Genomic DNA, 16,226 nt, shown 5'->3' with positions numbered 1-16,226 from the left:
TGATATATCGGTAGCAAGCTTAAAATATCGGATCAGCTTTTCAAAGCATCGTGAGTTAATCGATGAGCGTTGGCTGAAACGGTAGTGACACAAATTTATTAAACTATGTATTCATCAGGAGTTACTTATGTACACGGATATTTTCAAAACAATTACTGACCAAACTGAAAAGCAATTTGAACCGTACTTAAAGTTCAACAAGTTGGTTGCAAAGAACGTCCAAACGATGACTGAACTGCAAATGAATGCAATGCAGACTTACACGGACATGGGTCTTGCGCAAATGAAAGCAGTGACTGAAATCAAAGACGTGACTAGCCTAACGGCTTTCAACAGCCAGCAACTAGCAGCGCTAACTCAATTGTCTCAACAGATGATGACTGATAGCTCAAAAATGCAAGCTGCTGCAAAAGAGTTCAAAGAAGATGTTGAAACACTAACAACTGAAAACTTGAAAACAGTTACACCTGCATAAATTTAATCGCCATCGAGTTAGCGCAGTGTTTGCTGTGAGGCTCGGTGGCGATTTTCCGATTATTGGAGTCATGTTATGTTTCAACACTTCTTTTCGGACTACCTTGTTAAACTTCAACAAACGAACCAGCAATGGTGGGAAAGCTTTGAACAAAACAAGGAAGCCGCGCAATCTCCCCTAAACCAAGCGATGCAAGAATTGAACTTTGAGGATGCATCAAAAATCTTCGAGCAAGCCGCCAACCAACCCGCCGTTCTACTTCAGTTACAATCTCAATGGTGGGAACAGCAACTTAAGATCTGGCAGAATGCCGCGCTGATGGGCAACACCGAGAGTCTTATCTCAGAAGACCGCAGCGACAAGCGCTTTATTGATGAAGCGTGGAAAAACGACCCGTTCTACAGCTTTATCAAACAATCCTATTTATTATTCAGTAAAAGCTATATCGACACCATCAACTCGATCGAGGGTATTGACGAAAAAACCAAAGAGAGAGTGGCGTTCTTTTCTCGTCAGGCAATCAATGCACTTTCTCCAAGCAATTTTATTGCAACGAATCCAGAGTTGATGAAACTGACGCTTGAGCGAAATGGTGAAAACCTTCTCGATGGGTTAGAGCAGTTACAAGCGGACGTTGAAGCAAGCGCCGATATACTCAAGATCCGCATGACCAACAATAACGCTTTCCGATTGGGTGTGGATGTGGCGAACACCGAAGGTGATGTTGTTTTTCAAAACGAGCTGTTTGAACTGATTCAGTACCATCCAAAGACACCGCAGGTTAACGCGACGCCTTTGTTGATCGTTCCGCCGTTCATCAATAAGTACTACATTCTTGATCTTCGTGAGAAGAACTCGATGGCGCGCTGGTTACTTGAGCAAGGGCATAGCGTATTCATGATGTCTTGGCGCAACCCAGGTGAAGCGCAGAAAGACACTGAGTTTGGTGACTATGTCACGGAAGGTGTGGTTAAAGCCGTTACCGCGATTGAAGACATCACAGGTAAAGAGCAAATCAATGCAGCCGGTTACTGTATTGGCGGTACGGTGTTGGCTTCGACGGTAGCTTATTACGCTGCGAAACGAATGAAAAAGCGCATCAAAACAGCGACCTTCTTTACCACCTTGTTGGATTTCTCGCAGCCGGGAGAGGTTGGCGCGTATATCAACGAAACGATCATTAACGCGATTGAGAAACAGAACGACGCCAAAGGCTATATGGATGGTCGCTCATTGAGTGTGACGTTCAGTTTGCTGCGTGAAAACAGTCTTTACTGGAACTACTACATTGATAACTACCTCAAAGGCAGCAGCCCGATGGAGTTTGATCTTCTGTACTGGAACAGTGATAGCACAAACGTAGCAGCTAAGTGTCATAACTTCTTGCTGCGAGAGCTTTATCTTGAAAACAAACTGGTTCAAGACAAAGGTGTGAAAGTGGGCGGTGTTTGGATTGATTTGAATAAGATCAAAATACCAAGCTACTTCATTTCAGCCAAAGAAGACCATATTGCCTTGTGGCAGGGGACTTATCGCGGTGCATTGAATACGGGTGGCAACAAAACCTTTGTATTGGGTGAATCCGGTCATATTGCAGGCATTGTTAATCATCCAGACAAGAAGAAGTATGGGTTCTGGTTGAATGACAACCTTGATGATTCTGCTGATGAGTGGCTATCAAATGCGAGCCATAACGAAGGTTCATGGTGGACACACTGGGACCAGTGGTTACAGGGCTTTGAGACTGACGAGAAGATCGAACCTTTCAATCAAGGTTCTGAGCTTAACCCTGTGATTGGCAAGGCACCAGGTAACTATGTAAAACAGGTGCTGCCGATTGTTGAGCAAGAGGCTGTTGATAAAGAGCCTGCTGACACAGAAGCTCCGAAAAACGAAGCCTAGGTTTTGTTATATAAGGCTTTCTTTATATTAGCTACGATGTCGCTTTACTAAAGTTTCATCATCCCCCTAGCTGTAAACAGAAACGCCAGATAATAAAAAAGCCACTGAATTCAGTGGCTTTTTAGTGTCAACTTATCTCAAGCATAACTGGAAAAAGTTAACGCAATCTCGATTCTTAATCGATTTCTTTGTCTTTACCCATAGATAAAATCCAAAGAGATACGGCTGCAACACCAGCGAAGCCGCCCAGAATGATAACTGGCATAGCGCTGTAACCTAGGATGTGCCAAATTACGCTTTCTAAAGTACTCATTCAATCGCTCCTTATTGCCAGCCTTCAACGCCGTGCATGTCTGGTAGTTTGTGTGCAATACCTTTGTGACAGTCTACACACGTTTTCTCACCAGAAGCTAGCGCTGTCGAGTGTTGTTTCGCACTACGAGGGCTCTGCTCTGAGAAGTCCATGTAATCGAATTGGTGACAGTTACGACACTCAAGTGAATCGTTCTTTTTCAATCGAGCCCATTCGCGCTCTGCTAAGTGATGACGACGCTCTTTGAATTTCTCAGGCGTATCAATCGTCTTAGAAATAAAGTGCGCATATAGCTCTTTTGATGCTTGAACTTTACGAACGATTTTATCTGTCCACTCATGCGGTACGTGACAGTCTGAACAGATTGCACGAACGCCTGAACGGTTAGAGTAGTGAATCGTCTCTTGGATCTCTTCAACAATAGGTGCGTGACAGCCAGAACAGAATTCTTCTGTGTTGGTTGCTTCCATACCCGTGTTAAATGCACCCCAGAACAAAAGACCGCCCGAGAAACCCAAGAATAAAACAACGCCTACCGCTGCTTTACTTGGTGTCGCGAGTCTTTTCCAAAACGCTTTAAGTAATTTTATCATGTATAGCCTCTCTTACAGTCCGGCTACGATTAACGCAGTGAATCTACAGGTTTGAACTCATTCTCAACTAGTGGTTTTGCATTAGCTTGAGGAACGTGACACTGCAGACAGAAGTAACGACGAGGTGACACATCAGCAAGAACGGCGTCTTCACGGTTCATGTAGTGAGTTACACTCACCTTAGTTGCACCCATTTCTTTCGCATTTTTCCAGCTGTGGCAAGACAGACATTTGTTTGCGTTTAAAGAAACTTCGTAGCTACGAATTGTGTGAGGTACCAATGGTGGTTGGTATACGTAATCGCTCTCTAGCACTTGGTCGCGTGGGAACTTTTTAAAGTCGTCCGCTGCGCGAGTTGCTTCTAGTTCACTTGCACCACGTAGAGATTCTACGCCACCAATGCCGCCTGGGTTATCCAGCTCAGCTTCAGCTTGAACTGCACCAGCTAGTAAAAGACCAGCTGATAGTAGGGCAGTAATCAGTTTTTTCATGTTAATTTCTCCGCCTAAAGGCTAATTCTTTGAGAGGACTACTTTTTTCAAAACAGTGAAAAAAGTAGTCGCAATATTAGATACTTAAGATCGTCTCTCTAAGCCTAGGCTTAAGCGACTTTAGTGATCTTAACTGGACACTTCTTGTAGTCCGTCTGTTTAGACAGAGGATCCGTTGCATCCAAGATCAACTTGTTGATCAGAATTCTTGCATCAAAGAATGGTACGAATACCAAGCCTTGTGGTGGACGGTTACGGCCGCGAGTTTCAACACGTACACGAACTTCACCACGTTTGTTTTCGATAAGAACTTCATCACCACGGCGAAGGCCACGAGCTTTAGCGTCAGCAGGGTGGATGTAGCAAAGTGCATCCGGTACTGCTTTGTAAAGTTCTGGTACACGACGAGTCATAGTACCTGTGTGCCAGTGCTCAAGAACACGACCTGTACATAGCCACATATCGTATTCATCGTTTGGTACTTCAGGTGGCGCTTCGTATGGAGCATTGATGATCAGTGCTTTACCATCTGGCTTACCGTAGAAGTCCCAATCAGAACCTTTCTTAGCGTATGGATCTGAACCTTCTTTAAAGCGCCATAGTGTCTCTTTACCGTCAACAACAGGCCAACGTAGACCACGAACTTTGTGGTAGCGATCGTATGGTGCTAAATCGTGACCGTGACCGCGACCAAAGGCTGCGTATTCTTCGAATAGACCTTTTTGAACGTAGAAACCTTGTGCTTGTGCATCGTCGTTAAGCTCTTGAGCTTCAGACAGAGGGAAAGCATCAACATTGCCATTTTTGTAAAGCACGTCGTACATGGTTTTGCCACGGTACTCAGGCATTTTCGCAACCAGTTCTTCACCCCAAACTTCTTCAATAGTGAAGCGCTTAGAGAACTCCATGATTTGCCATAGGTCAGACTTAGCTTCACCTACCGTTTTCACTTGTTGGTACCATGCTTGTGTACGACGCTCAGCGTTACCGTAAGCACCTTCTTTTTCAATCCACATTGCTGTAGGAAGGATAAGGTCAGCCGCTTGAGCTGTTGCTGTTGGGTACGGGTCTGAACAAACAATGAAGTTATCTGGGTTACGGTAACCTGGCAGACGTTCAGTGTTGATGTTTGGACCCGCTTGCATGTTGTTGTTACACATTACCCAGTAAGCGTTGATCTTACCGTCTTTAAGCATACGGTCTTGAACAACAGCGTGAGCACCTGGTTTAGCAGGGATAGTGCCTTCTGGAAGTTTCCAGATGTCTTCTGCAATCTTACGGTGTTTAGGGTTAGCAACAACCATATCTGCCGGTAGACGGTGAGAGAACGTACCAACTTCACGAGCTGTACCACACGCAGATGGTTGGCCAGTTAGTGAGAATGGGCTGTTACCTGGAGTAGAAATCTTACCTGTAAGAAGGTGGATGTTGTACACAAGGCTGTTCATCCATACACCACGAGTATGTTGGTTCATACCCATTGTCCATAGTGACATTACTTTGATGTTTGGATCGGCGTATTGCTTAGCCAGTTTGATCAGGTCATCTTGAGATACACCTGACATTTCAGACGCTTTCTCAACTGTGTACTCAGCAACAGACGCTTTGTAGTCTTCGAAAGAGATAGCAGTCATTTCACCTGAGTTAGGGTTTGCTGCTGCTTTCTGTAGTGGATCATCGTCACGAAGGCCGTAACCGATGTCTGTCGTTGCTTGCTTGAAGTTCGTGTGCTTGTTCACGAAGTCCCAGTTAACCGCATCGTTTTGGATGATGTAGTTTGCGATGAAGTTTGCAATCGCAAGGTCAGACTGAGGGTTGAAGATGTAACCAGTGTCTGCAAGCTCAAAAGAACGGTGGTAGTAAGTAGACAGTACGTTTACTTGAACGTGTGGGTGGCTTAGACGACGGTCTGTAATACGGGTCCATAGTACTGGGTGCATTTCTGCCATGTTTGAACCCCACAGTACAAATGCGTCTGCGTGTTCAAAGTCATCGTAACAACCCATTGGCTCATCGATACCGAAGGTACGCATGAATGCACCTACCGCAGAAGCCATACAGTGACGAGCGTTTGGATCGATGTTGTTTGAACGGAAACCCGCTTTCATCATCTTAACGGCTGCGTAGCCTTCCATTACTGTCCACTGACCAGAACCGAACATACCAACACCTGTTGGGCCGTTCTTCTTAAGAGATGCTTTCCATTTCTCAGCCATCACGTCGAACGCTTTGTCCCAAGATACGGGTGCGAAGTCACCGTCTTTATGGAACTCGCCATCTTTCATACGAAGAAGAGGTTGTTCTAGACGGTCTTTGCCGTACATGATTTTTGAAAGGAAGTAACCTTTGATACAGTTAAGGCCTTTGTTTACTGGTGCTTCTGGGTCGCCTTGAGTTGCAACCACTTTGCCGTTTTGAGTACCTACTAGTACCGAACAGCCCGTACCACAAAAACGACAAGGCGCTTTATCCCACGTGATTTTTGTTTGATCAGAGCTAGCAATCAGGTTGGTTGCTGTTGCCGGTAGAGTTACACCTGCAACGGCTGCCGCTGATGCAGCTGCGTTTGCTTTCACAAACGCACGTCTTGTCATTTTCATACTTCACCCTCAAGTTGAGAATTGTTGCTTCCAGTTTCTAAATCCGTTTCGTCCAGTCCAGTTTCGATTTGGTGATAAACCAAAGCTGTCCCTAAAACGTTCGTAATATTATTAATTTCTTCGATGGTATCCGTTACAAAACCTTGGTTCTCGGTTTCTAGGACCACTATGATTTTGCCTTCAGGGCTACTGCCGTAAATCTCTGCATTATCGAACTGCTCGATTTGTGCTTTGATCTCGTCTAGATGCTCTGGGCTCACATGCACGACTAAACTTGATATATGCACTTCATTTAGTGCCATAAATTGCTCTCGTTATTTTTGTTTTATGCATTACTCACAAGAATAGCTGAAGTAGGGCAAACTGCTACGCAGGCTCCACAACCGCTACACTCATCTAACTTGATTTTTGGTAGAGCAACACTGCCTGCTCTAAGTTGAAATTGAATGGCCATAGGTTCACACATGTCACCACAGCTTCGGCATTCAACATTTTGCTGTGCTAAACACTTATCAGAGATATGTGCTTTTGCTTGCCAAGGCTCTCCTTGCTTTGGCTTAAAAATGGGTTCGGGACATACATCTGCACATTGATAGCAGAACGTACACTCATCAATAGAGAAATCGACAGTAGGAAAACCACCATCGCCTACAATGATTATCTTAGTCTCACAACTCTCGATGCATTTACCGCAGCGAGTACAGTCATCTGTAAAGCTTTCTAGATTGTTAATCCAAGGCAAACGAATCTGGCTTGAGTCAACTTTTCGTCTTGAAAAAAGACGGCGTTTTGATAGATCTACCACTAGATACCTATAGATGTTACTAAGATGTTGTAATTGTAGGTCATTATTCTATTAATATCTTGTAATGAGTCCTCACAAGTAGTGTAGTTTTAGAAACAATTGTATAAATACCCCCTAAGGGCTAATTGGGGGCATATATTGTCTTAGATCAATAAATTACGGAGCGAGTGATCACATATTGAATGGAGCTATGATTTTTGATGTGTGACAATACGATATCGCTGGCAAGTCATTTATCATAGGAAGGCACTTTTGCTTATAAGACCGGTTTCATCTGTAACAAGTACGATAGCAAAATCTTTGCTCTCTATACTGCTGTTGTCGGTTGCTACAACTGGCTTTGCCATCTTTACTTTGGCTTCAAGTTTGAATGATGCGGAAGCGGTTAACGTGGCCGGTTCAATGCGAATGCAAAGCTACCGTTTAGCCCATGATATTCAAATAGAATCTGTCGATTATGAATCTCATATTCGTGAATTCGAAAGTTCTCTTTACTCGCCATCCATGACCAATTTAGTCAGTTGGAATGTTCCGACAGACATCACAGAAGATTACTATTTAATTATCGGCCGTTGGCATGAGCTGAAACAGGTCTTGAATAGCGAAGAGCGCGATCACTATCTCGTGTTGGTTGAAAACTTCGTGGCTGAAATCGATGGCTTTGTTTATAAGCTGCAAGAGTTCTCTGAAGACAAGTTAATAAAGTTAGCGTGGGCTGGTGGTATCGGCCTTGGTGGAATTCTGGTCATATCTCTTTTTGTTGTTCACTTTGTACGTAAACAAGTTGTTAAGCCACTCCACGCGCTCGTTGGAGCCAGTCAGCGGATCAAAAACAGTGACTTTGAGGTGGAGTTAAAAGTCACTAACAACAATGAACTTGGCATTCTGACTAAGACGTTTAACTCGATGGCCAAAGATTTGGGCGTGCTCTATCGAAACCTTGAGTCTGTTGTCGACGCTAAGACGGTCGAGTTGCAAAACGCCAACCAATCTTTGCAGGCGCTTTATCACTCTTCACAAGAACTTACGGTTACGCGTATCGCCCCAGAAAACTTCCGAGCTATTCTGCAGCACCTAGTCAGTCTAGAAGGAATAGAGTCGTTAAGGCTTGAGATTGCTGATAGTTCAGGTCGTTCGTTGATTATGGACGAAGGGTATGATTCGAACTTGGACCATGAAAAGTTTGAAATGAAGTTGGATGATAACGAGCTTATCTTGGGCTATTTATATTGTTCATATCATCATGGTCATTCAACCAAGACGCTGATTGAGAGCTTTATCCAACTGTTATCACGAGCGATCTATTATAATCGCGCGCAGAAGAAAGCAGAACAGCTTATTATAATGGAAGAGCGTGCAACGATTGCCCGTGAACTTCATGATTCATTGGCTCAATCACTGTCGTATTTGAAAATCCAAGTGACATTGTTGAAGCGCGTGATTGGCAAATTGCCAGAACAACAGCACCGAGAGCAATCTGAACAAATAGCGTCGGAAATCGGCAACGGTTTAGCTGATGCCTATACTCAACTACGAGAGTTGCTCACAACCTTTAGGTTGACGATAAAAGAGGGCAACTTCGGAGACGCTTTGAGCACCATGCTTGAAGAGCTCAGTGAAAGAACAGATGCAAAGATTAACCTAACCAACAATCTTTCATCCATAGAACTTGATGCACATAGTCAGGTTCACTTGCTTCAATTGATTCGTGAAGCAACAATTAACGCAATAAAACACGCCAATGCCGACTTGATAGATGTATGCTGTATCGATGAGGACGGTGAAGTATTAGTCGTGATTAAAGATAATGGAGATGGCTTTGACTCAAGTAGTTCTAAGATGAACCACTACGGGATGAGCATTATGCAGGAGCGTGCGGCAAGACTGAATGGCGACTTAACGATTGAAGCGGCTCAAGGTGAAGGCTGTACAGTCATATTGAAATATAAAAGTTTGAAGGAAGTTAAAGTTGACGATTTGTAAAGTAATGCTGGTTGATGATCATCCATTGATGCGCAGAGGTATAAGCCAATTACTGAGCTTTGAAGATGAATTCGAAGTGATTGCAGAAGCAAGTAACGGTACTGAAGCGGTCGCTCTTGCCCATGAAGAAGAACCGGACCTGATCCTTTTGGATCTTAATATGAAAGGCATGTCTGGACTTGACACGCTGAAAGCACTTCGTACTGATGGCTCAAGCGCTAACATCGTTATTCTAACGGTTTCTGATAGCCCTGCAGACATTGAAGCGATTGTAAAAGCAGGCGCTGATGGCTACTTGTTGAAAGACACAGAACCCGATGAGTTAATCGAACTGCTTAAGCAAGCACACAGCGGTGACAAGGCTTACAGCAGTGTGGTTGCTCGTTACTTAAATGACGCTGGTAGCCGCAATGATATCTTCGACCAACTGACTGAACGCGAAATGCAAATCCTTCAAGAAGTCGCGAAAGGTTACCGTAACAAGCAGATAGCAGATCACCTGTTTATTTCTGAATCGACAGTTAAGGTACATATGAAAAGCTTGCTGAAAAAGCTGCAAGTGCCTTCTCGTACTGCTGCAACGGTTCTGTATCTAGAACGCTACGGTGAAATGAAGTAGGGCTTGTTCCTTTGAAATAAAACTATTTCAAGCCGTACTATTAGTTACAAGTGCTCGGATCAAATAGCGTTAGCTTCAAACGACATTGAACATGTGACATTAAAAAAGGCGCTGAGCTTATTAAGTTCAGCGCCTTTTTGTTTAAGCATTTTATATCTAAATTACCATGTCTCTTTTACTGACAATTAAGCTGCCATTGGTACTAGAACAAGCGTACCGAAGATAACGGTAATAAGACCACAGATTACCGGTACAGACGTACGTTTAACGACTTCAAATGGGCTAATTTTACCCATGCCAGAAGTCGCTACGATTACACCAGATACTGGTGAAATGGTACGGCCTAGGTTCGATGCTTGAAGCATTGGGATGATTAGGAACGCTGGGTTCAAGCCCATTTTCGCCGCTAATGATGGAGCCAGCTCTACGAATGCATAGAAAGGCGCGTTACCAGAGCCTGTCGCGATAGCAGCAGCCACCGTTAGGCCTGTCAGGATAAGCATTAATGCGATACCGCCTGCGCCTGCCGATTCAGCAAGACCGATTAGGTTATCAATCGCACCAATAGACATTAGACCTTGAGCAAATACGCCCGCCGCAACCAACAGCATTACCACGCCTTTGAATGCTTCCGCCATGCCTTGGTAGCAAGAGTCTAGATCTTCTAGTGTTTTCTCACCGTCAAACTTCTTCACAACGTAATCGATGATTGCGCCCACGAAGATAGAACCCACTACGATGGTGTAGATATCAAGTGAAAGGCCTGGAATCGTACGGCCGTTAAATAGGAATACACCGATGATAGGTAGGAATGGCAGTGCAGCGTAGAAAGCGGGTGCCGTTGTTTCAATGTCAGAAACGTCTACTTTTTCCATTGGTGTGTTTTCTTTCTTATCTAGATACTTGTTCCAGAAGAAAGCGGCTGCAGCCATTACGATGATTGCACAGATAGAAACAGGCAGTACCGTTTGAACAGCAAACACATCAAGAGACATGCCTGATTTTTCTGCTGCGATAACCACATCACCAGAGGTTGGTGAAAGAATGATGGCTGCAGGTGATGCGCAAACCGCAACTGCTGCTGGGCGAGAAATACCCATTGCCGTCATCATTGGGAATAGGGTTGCCATCAATAGCACACCAAGGCCTGTAGCAGAACTTACTGCTAGAGACATTAGACACGCTACGATGTAAGCCGCAACAAGAAGTACATAAGGAGACTTGATCGCTGCAAGTGGTTTAGAAAATTGCTTTACTACCACGTTGTTCGCGCCGATGTGAGTCATGTATGAAGCGAAACCACACAGAAGCATGATTTGCATGCCTAGGCCGCCCCCGCGGTATTGAAGCATATACTTAACGAATTCTAGTGAGTCGGTAACCATGTTACCTGTTGAAGCTACCTTAGCTGGTAAAACTGTGTGACCAATAAGGCCAGTAATAAGAAGTAGGGCGAGGCCAGCAGTTAGTAGTACACCCGCTGCTTTATAGCCTTTTACAATAAAGTAACCAACAGCAATAGTAATCACTAATCCGATCAAGAGCTCTAACATAGAAATCTCCACAAAGTTTAAGAAATATAAGAAAGTGTTTCAGAATATGACAATGAATGTACAGAAAACTGCACTGTGGCACGAGGCATAGTTGAGGTTGATATGATCTAAGACAAACATTTTTTTCGATGTTAATTGTGGTTGTAAATCGTGATTAACTACTGTTGTTTAGATGTTAATAAACAAATTTTGTAGCTCGTTAGAATATAACTTGGATCACCTTTGGTTGTTCTAATTGCATATGTGGGCCTTGTTTTATAAATTGCGGGTGTTTTCTGTACTTTGGAAGGGAATGTGTAACGAAGTGAGTATTTATCGGAGTAAAGAGGTGAGAATCTTAGCTTTTAAGCTTACTTAGCTTTGAAGCTTATTTACGTTTAAAGATTACTTATGTTTAACGCTTACTTATTTCCCTTAAGTAAGCGCTAAAACACAAGCTGGCACTAAAATATAATTAGAATAACGAGCGAGTTTAGTTTATATCAACGTCAGGAGTGTCATTTGAATACGTTGGCAGCTCAGAACAGATGACCTTCTTACAAAAGTGAATCATCCCATAGCGAGTAATGAGTAAAAACTCTTCTTTATTCAATGGAATATAAGGCATCGCGTCAGAAGAAAGGGTAGCCCCTTCACTTATCATCACCTTTTCGTAAAACGACAACTCGCGATTCGGGATGATTTGCTGGTGTTGGTTCTCATCCAGTGAGATGTCGTGTTGAGTGACAGAGTAAGATCCTGATGACGTAAAGCCGACTTGCTTAGTTGATACGTACAATAAGTCATAACTGTCATTCTTCTTAAACTCGATATTAATAGCAGACTGGTTATGAATCATATTATTGGATGGGTTAATAATCGATGCTGTATTGGCTAAATAATGCCCTTCAAGATGTGACTTGGGAATAAAGGTAGAAACCCAGCCGACTAATACGCCAAGCAGTACTACAAAAATTGCTGTATTCGTTTTGTTATTCACAAGTCACTCCTTTAAATCCTACTGGAAAGCTCAGAGATTTTCCTGAATTATCTATGATTATTTTTCGTCCCTTATATTCATAAAGCGTGACGTTGAATAACTCGTTAAAAGTGAATTCGTCGGATTCGATTTTACAAGAGATAAAATGCTGACCCACGAGATCTTCGCCTAGGCCATTTCTATCTAAATAAGAAAACAAATAATGGGATAAACCCGCAGTCACTACAAATAATGCAATCAGTGCTAATACATTGTTTGTTTTCTTTGTATGAACTGCTTTTTCTGTCGTTGTACTCTCTTTTACAATGCTTTCGGTTTGCTGTTGAGCTTCTTGCTTTAACTGCGATTGAATTTTACTAAGCGCGCGTTGCTTGTCTTGGGTTACTTGGCCTGCAAATCGATAACCTTTACCACGTTCAGTAACGATGATCATTCCACTCTTGTCTCCCAAAGCTTTTCGGCAGATAGAGATGGTTTGCATTAAGCTTCCATCTTCAACGTATATACCTTTAGAAACCCACACTTGTTCGATCAGAACTTGGCGAGTGATTACTTCATTCGGTCGAGAGATAAAAAACTTGAGTAGCTCTAATTCATTCGAACCTATTGGGTATGTACGACCTGTCTTAAAGTGATGGATTTCACTCTCTTCTAAATTGACTTGTATATCATCATTGATAATAAATTCAGCAGACATCTGGGTTCTCATTGTTGTAAGCGTTCTAACCTAAATATAACAAATGTTGCTACAAATATAAACTCGCTGACTTTGTCTCCTTTGATATTTAAGTTATTGAATAAATTTATTTTATTTCCCTATTTAGATTCCCTTATAAACCTTTTTGAGGTTGTTTAATGTGGTTTCAGGTGCTTGCCGTTAGTAGCTATTGGATCATTAACGGGTGACGCTGATTTAGTGGGTGTGGGTTAATTGCTCAAATTTCTTACGTAGTTCTATCAACGTGTCATTCCAATTTCGTGTTGCCTTGCTCTCTACAAATAAAAGTCGAACTTACCTCCGACTCAATCGGCAACTCAAATAACGATAAATCGCATGACCACACCAGTTAAATGCGAAAGCTACGAAGGAGCTGTTTTGAAAGATTTCAATAAGCCATATATATGTGGACTAATTACGCTTGCCTTACTCGGCTGTCAGTCTGAAGACTCGACTCAAGAGGCCGTTTCGGTATTGGTTCCCTACAACATTAATGAACTACCAAAACCAAACGATGGGTATGGGTATGACGACGATGGAACAATATCAGGAGTCGGTGAAGAAGTTGCCGCAATGTCATCGACCAATGATGCTTATTATCAGGACTACAACAATTCATACGCAGCCCTAGACGGTTGGGGACTTTGTGCGGAACCGATTTTAATTCCTCTACAAAGTGTTAATTCGGACAAACGTTATCCACTCAATAACGAAACCTTAGCCGGGAATGTTGTATTAATTGATGACCTAACAGGCGAAGAAGTTGTCACTCAAATATCCGCTGATGGTTCCAATATTAAAATTCAATGTGAATCAGGCTTAGCTGAGAGTCGTACTTATTCGATTGTAGTAACGGATGGGGTAAAAACTGAATTTAATGAGCCTTTAAAAGTAGATGCTAGCTTTGATGATTTGATTTATTCAGAAGTTCCATTAAATAACGAAAAAGAAGAAGTGCTTCAAGAGCAAGTATTGAGCGCTATTGATTCATATTATGCGTTATATCCAGATAAGGGTATTCCTGTATATGCCGCGCAATTTAAAACTCAGAGTACTTATTCCCCTCTGGATGTAATGAGAAATAATCACGTTAATTTCCATACTAAATTTTTAGATGGCGTTGAAAAGGTTCGCGAGTTTAATAGTGACTACAGCCAGTACTCTAAGAAGTTAAGAATACCGTCTTATCTGCCTTTTACTCAAGAAAGAGAATCTGAGTGCACCATCGATGAGTTTGATCCAAAAGAAAACTGCCCTCCATTATACGAATGGATTACCAATACTGAAGGTGGTTTCCCGACCGCTGCAATGCCAGAAGGGGTTAAGAAATCCCCAGATGTTCAGCGCGGCATTGCTGAAACGGTGATACCAGATACATGTACAACAGAAGCAACGAATCAGCAGTGCATTGAAGCGCTTCGTGATTTTGTCGCACTTTCAACAGATAACGCGCTGCTTGTTAGTCAGCTAGAGGATGACATCTTCGATTTGGTTGTGACAGACCTTAAACAAGGGGTCCAAGCAACAATTGATAGTGCTGACCCTGCGAGCTTTATCTCTCGCCAAGTCGCTGCTGAGCAACCAACTCTTTTGTTAGCTGCCGTTGGAGATTGCGGGGAGACTTGTGACGTTGGTGTTGACTATGTCCCAGATAGCGTAATTCCCAATACCGCGCCAGGTAACATTCGTACTGGTACTGAACCACTGATTACTGCGCTTGGCTTAGACCCAATAACAGGCACATCAGAAAATATTAATGAAAAGCGTGGAGCAGTACGAACCACAACCGGCGGGCATGGTACGTATCTGTTCCCCTATGAAGGTCCCGTTGATGAAAATGGCTTACCGGGCACACCAGGTGAAAACATGTCAGACGTTCGTGAAGCGGTGGACACTCAACAAATTGCCGTTGCTTCTATGGTAATGAGTGACGGTGCAGTAGTCGTCATTAATAACGAAGATCACATCGAAACCGAGGTGCCTCAAGATGAAGAATAAATTCTTACTGAGCACTGCCGCTGCTCTTGTCCCTTGCCTGACTAATGCGGCTGGCTTTCAACTTAACGCGCAGTCTGCAACCGGGTTAGGTCGTGCATTCGCCGGTGATGCAGTGATGGCAGATAGCGCGGCAATTGTTGCTAAAAACAGCGCTGCGATGGCTTACATCGAGCAACCAACACTCTCTGTCGGCGCTATCTATATCGATAGTGGTATTGATGTGTCTAGCGTTAGCTACACACCAATGGTTGGTGATACTGAAATGTTAGATGACCAATCATTAGACGCAGGGACATTAGTTCCAAACATTCATTATGTTCATCCTATCGAAGATTCGAAGTTCACGTTGGGTACGACGGTTCACTCCAACTTTGGCACTGATGTTGAATTTGATAACTCGTTCGAAGCAGATGAGTTTGGGGGTAAAACGGCGCTTTCAAGTATCAATGTTGGCTTCGCTGTTGCTTATGAATTGTCTGAAAAAATCAACTTAGGTGCCGGGCTGGATGTTATCTACGGTGAGGGTGAGATCTACCGTCAGGGCTTGTTGAATGTAGATGCGGACGGCTTTGGTTTGGGAGCCAACATTGGTGCGACTTATCAAGTGAATGAGCGAAACAGGTTCGGTATTTCTTATCGCTACAGCCCTGATATCGAAGTTGAAGGTGACATCACTAAAGCAGGCGTTTCTGCTGACGAAATGAACGTTCCGTTACCCGATACTTTGGAGTTCTCCGGTTGGCATCAACTCAACGAACAGTGGGCATTTCACTACAGTCTGCAATGGGTGAAATGGTCTGAATTTGACTCGCTAACATCTGACTCTTATGACGACTCGATTAAAGAATATCAATGGAAAGATGCAGGGCATATTTCTGTCGGTGGTACGTACACCATGTCGAAAGACATCGTTGTACGAGCGGGTTACATGTATGACATTTCCCCGACTGACGAACTCACATCGTTATCTATCCCTGATGTTAACCGTCATTGGTTTACAGTTGGAGGGACTTACCACCTGACAACAACAAGTTCTGTAGATCTTGGCGTTGGTTTCATTGTTGGTGAATCTCAACACGTAGATGAAAGTCTAGATGGTTTATCAAGAACTAATGTTACTGCTGACGTGACTGCTGATGCCTTACTCCTAGGTGTACAGTATCAGCATCGTTTTTAACTTTTACTTTGGAGTTCAGA

General features: G+C 43.2%; 15 protein-coding genes. 6 read left to right on the top strand and 9 right to left on the bottom strand.

Annotated elements, in window-relative coordinates; translation table 11 throughout:
• The first annotated feature begins 127 nt into the window (after positions 1 to 127).
• Positions 128 to 475: a phasin family protein gene (locus OQJ75_RS03080; RefSeq protein WP_017632947.1), complete on the top strand. Its 348-nt coding sequence runs from the start codon at positions 128 to 130 to the stop codon at positions 473 to 475.
• A 75-nt stretch (positions 476 to 550) separates the two neighbouring features.
• On the top strand, positions 551 to 2,377 hold the full coding sequence (phaC, locus tag OQJ75_RS03075) for a class I poly(R)-hydroxyalkanoic acid synthase (protein ID WP_265970632.1): 1,827 nt from the start codon (positions 551 to 553) through the stop codon (positions 2,375 to 2,377).
• A 175-nt stretch (positions 2,378 to 2,552) separates the two neighbouring features.
• On the opposite strand, the gene OQJ75_RS03070 is transcribed toward phaC, so the two are convergent.
• The 6 genes from OQJ75_RS03070 to napF all read right to left on the bottom strand — a co-directional run bounded on the left by OQJ75_RS03070 (position 2,553) and on the right by napF (position 7,179).
• Positions 2,553 to 2,690: a TIGR02808 family protein gene (locus OQJ75_RS03070; protein ID WP_010430103.1), complete on the bottom strand. Its 138-nt coding sequence runs from the start codon at positions 2,688 to 2,690 to the stop codon at positions 2,553 to 2,555.
• An 11-nt stretch (positions 2,691 to 2,701) separates the two neighbouring features.
• A complete protein-coding gene (locus tag OQJ75_RS03065; RefSeq protein ID WP_170964248.1) occupies positions 2,702 to 3,283 on the bottom strand; it encodes a NapC/NirT family cytochrome c in 582 nt (193 codons plus the stop codon).
• Positions 3,284 to 3,312: 29 nt separating this feature from the next.
• The gene (locus tag OQJ75_RS03060; protein ID WP_017062614.1) at positions 3,313 to 3,774 is read right to left on the bottom strand and encodes a nitrate reductase cytochrome c-type subunit; all 462 of its coding nucleotides are present in this window, start codon (positions 3,772 to 3,774) and stop codon (positions 3,313 to 3,315) included.
• A gap of 110 nt (positions 3,775 to 3,884) precedes the next feature.
• A complete protein-coding gene (napA, locus tag OQJ75_RS03055) occupies positions 3,885 to 6,374 on the bottom strand; it encodes a periplasmic nitrate reductase subunit alpha (protein WP_265970633.1) in 2,490 nt (829 codons plus the stop codon).
• Positions 6,371 to 6,676, bottom strand: a complete 306-nt coding sequence (locus OQJ75_RS03050; RefSeq protein ID WP_019824440.1) for a chaperone NapD — start codon at positions 6,674 to 6,676, stop codon at positions 6,371 to 6,373. Before OQJ75_RS03050 ends, napA begins: the two co-directional genes overlap by 4 nt.
• A 23-nt stretch (positions 6,677 to 6,699) precedes the next feature.
• Positions 6,700 to 7,179, bottom strand: a complete 480-nt coding sequence (napF, locus tag OQJ75_RS03045; protein WP_061038200.1) for a ferredoxin-type protein NapF — start codon at positions 7,177 to 7,179, stop codon at positions 6,700 to 6,702.
• A gap of 252 nt (positions 7,180 to 7,431) precedes the next feature.
• Between napF and narQ the strand changes: the two genes are divergently transcribed.
• Both narQ and OQJ75_RS03035 read left to right on the top strand, forming a co-directional pair.
• Positions 7,432 to 9,162, top strand: a complete 1,731-nt coding sequence (gene narQ, locus OQJ75_RS03040) for a nitrate/nitrite two-component system sensor histidine kinase NarQ (protein ID WP_265970634.1) — start codon at positions 7,432 to 7,434, stop codon at positions 9,160 to 9,162.
• On the top strand, positions 9,149 to 9,781 hold the full coding sequence (locus tag OQJ75_RS03035) for a response regulator (RefSeq protein WP_008219279.1): 633 nt from the start codon (positions 9,149 to 9,151) through the stop codon (positions 9,779 to 9,781). The genes narQ and OQJ75_RS03035 overlap by 14 nt, the downstream gene beginning before the upstream one ends.
• Positions 9,782 to 9,966: 185 nt before the next feature.
• On the opposite strand, the gene dcuC is transcribed toward OQJ75_RS03035, so the two are convergent.
• The 3 genes from dcuC to OQJ75_RS03020 all read right to left on the bottom strand — a co-directional run bounded on the left by dcuC (position 9,967) and on the right by OQJ75_RS03020 (position 13,010).
• Positions 9,967 to 11,334, bottom strand: coding sequence for an anaerobic C4-dicarboxylate transporter DcuC (dcuC, locus tag OQJ75_RS03030; protein ID WP_016785306.1), 1,368 nt, complete (start codon positions 11,332 to 11,334; stop codon positions 9,967 to 9,969).
• 472 nt (positions 11,335 to 11,806) lie between these two features.
• Positions 11,807 to 12,313 carry a hypothetical protein gene (locus tag OQJ75_RS03025; RefSeq protein ID WP_265970635.1) on the bottom strand — a complete coding sequence of 169 codons (507 nt, stop codon included), beginning with the start codon at positions 12,311 to 12,313 and terminating at the stop codon, positions 11,807 to 11,809.
• The gene (locus OQJ75_RS03020) at positions 12,306 to 13,010 is read right to left on the bottom strand and encodes a winged helix-turn-helix domain-containing protein (RefSeq protein ID WP_265970636.1); all 705 of its coding nucleotides are present in this window, start codon (positions 13,008 to 13,010) and stop codon (positions 12,306 to 12,308) included. Before OQJ75_RS03020 ends, OQJ75_RS03025 begins: the two co-directional genes overlap by 8 nt.
• A 357-nt stretch (positions 13,011 to 13,367) precedes the next feature.
• Here OQJ75_RS03020 and OQJ75_RS03015 point away from each other — a divergent pair, with 357 nt between their 5' ends.
• Both OQJ75_RS03015 and OQJ75_RS03010 read left to right on the top strand, forming a co-directional pair.
• Positions 13,368 to 15,029, top strand: a complete 1,662-nt coding sequence (locus OQJ75_RS03015; RefSeq protein ID WP_265970637.1) for a lipase — start codon at positions 13,368 to 13,370, stop codon at positions 15,027 to 15,029.
• Positions 15,019 to 16,206 carry an outer membrane protein transport protein gene (locus OQJ75_RS03010; protein WP_265970638.1) on the top strand — a complete coding sequence of 396 codons (1,188 nt, stop codon included), beginning with the start codon at positions 15,019 to 15,021 and terminating at the stop codon, positions 16,204 to 16,206. Before OQJ75_RS03015 ends, OQJ75_RS03010 begins: the two co-directional genes overlap by 11 nt.
• Positions 16,207 to 16,226 lie beyond the last annotated feature (20 nt).

Source organism: Vibrio sp. 14G-20 (assembly GCF_026241515.1).
GTDB lineage: Bacteria > Pseudomonadota > Gammaproteobacteria > Enterobacterales > Vibrionaceae > Vibrio.
Note: the sequence above shows the minus strand (reverse complement) of the source record. Positions and strands in the feature narration are given on the sequence as shown.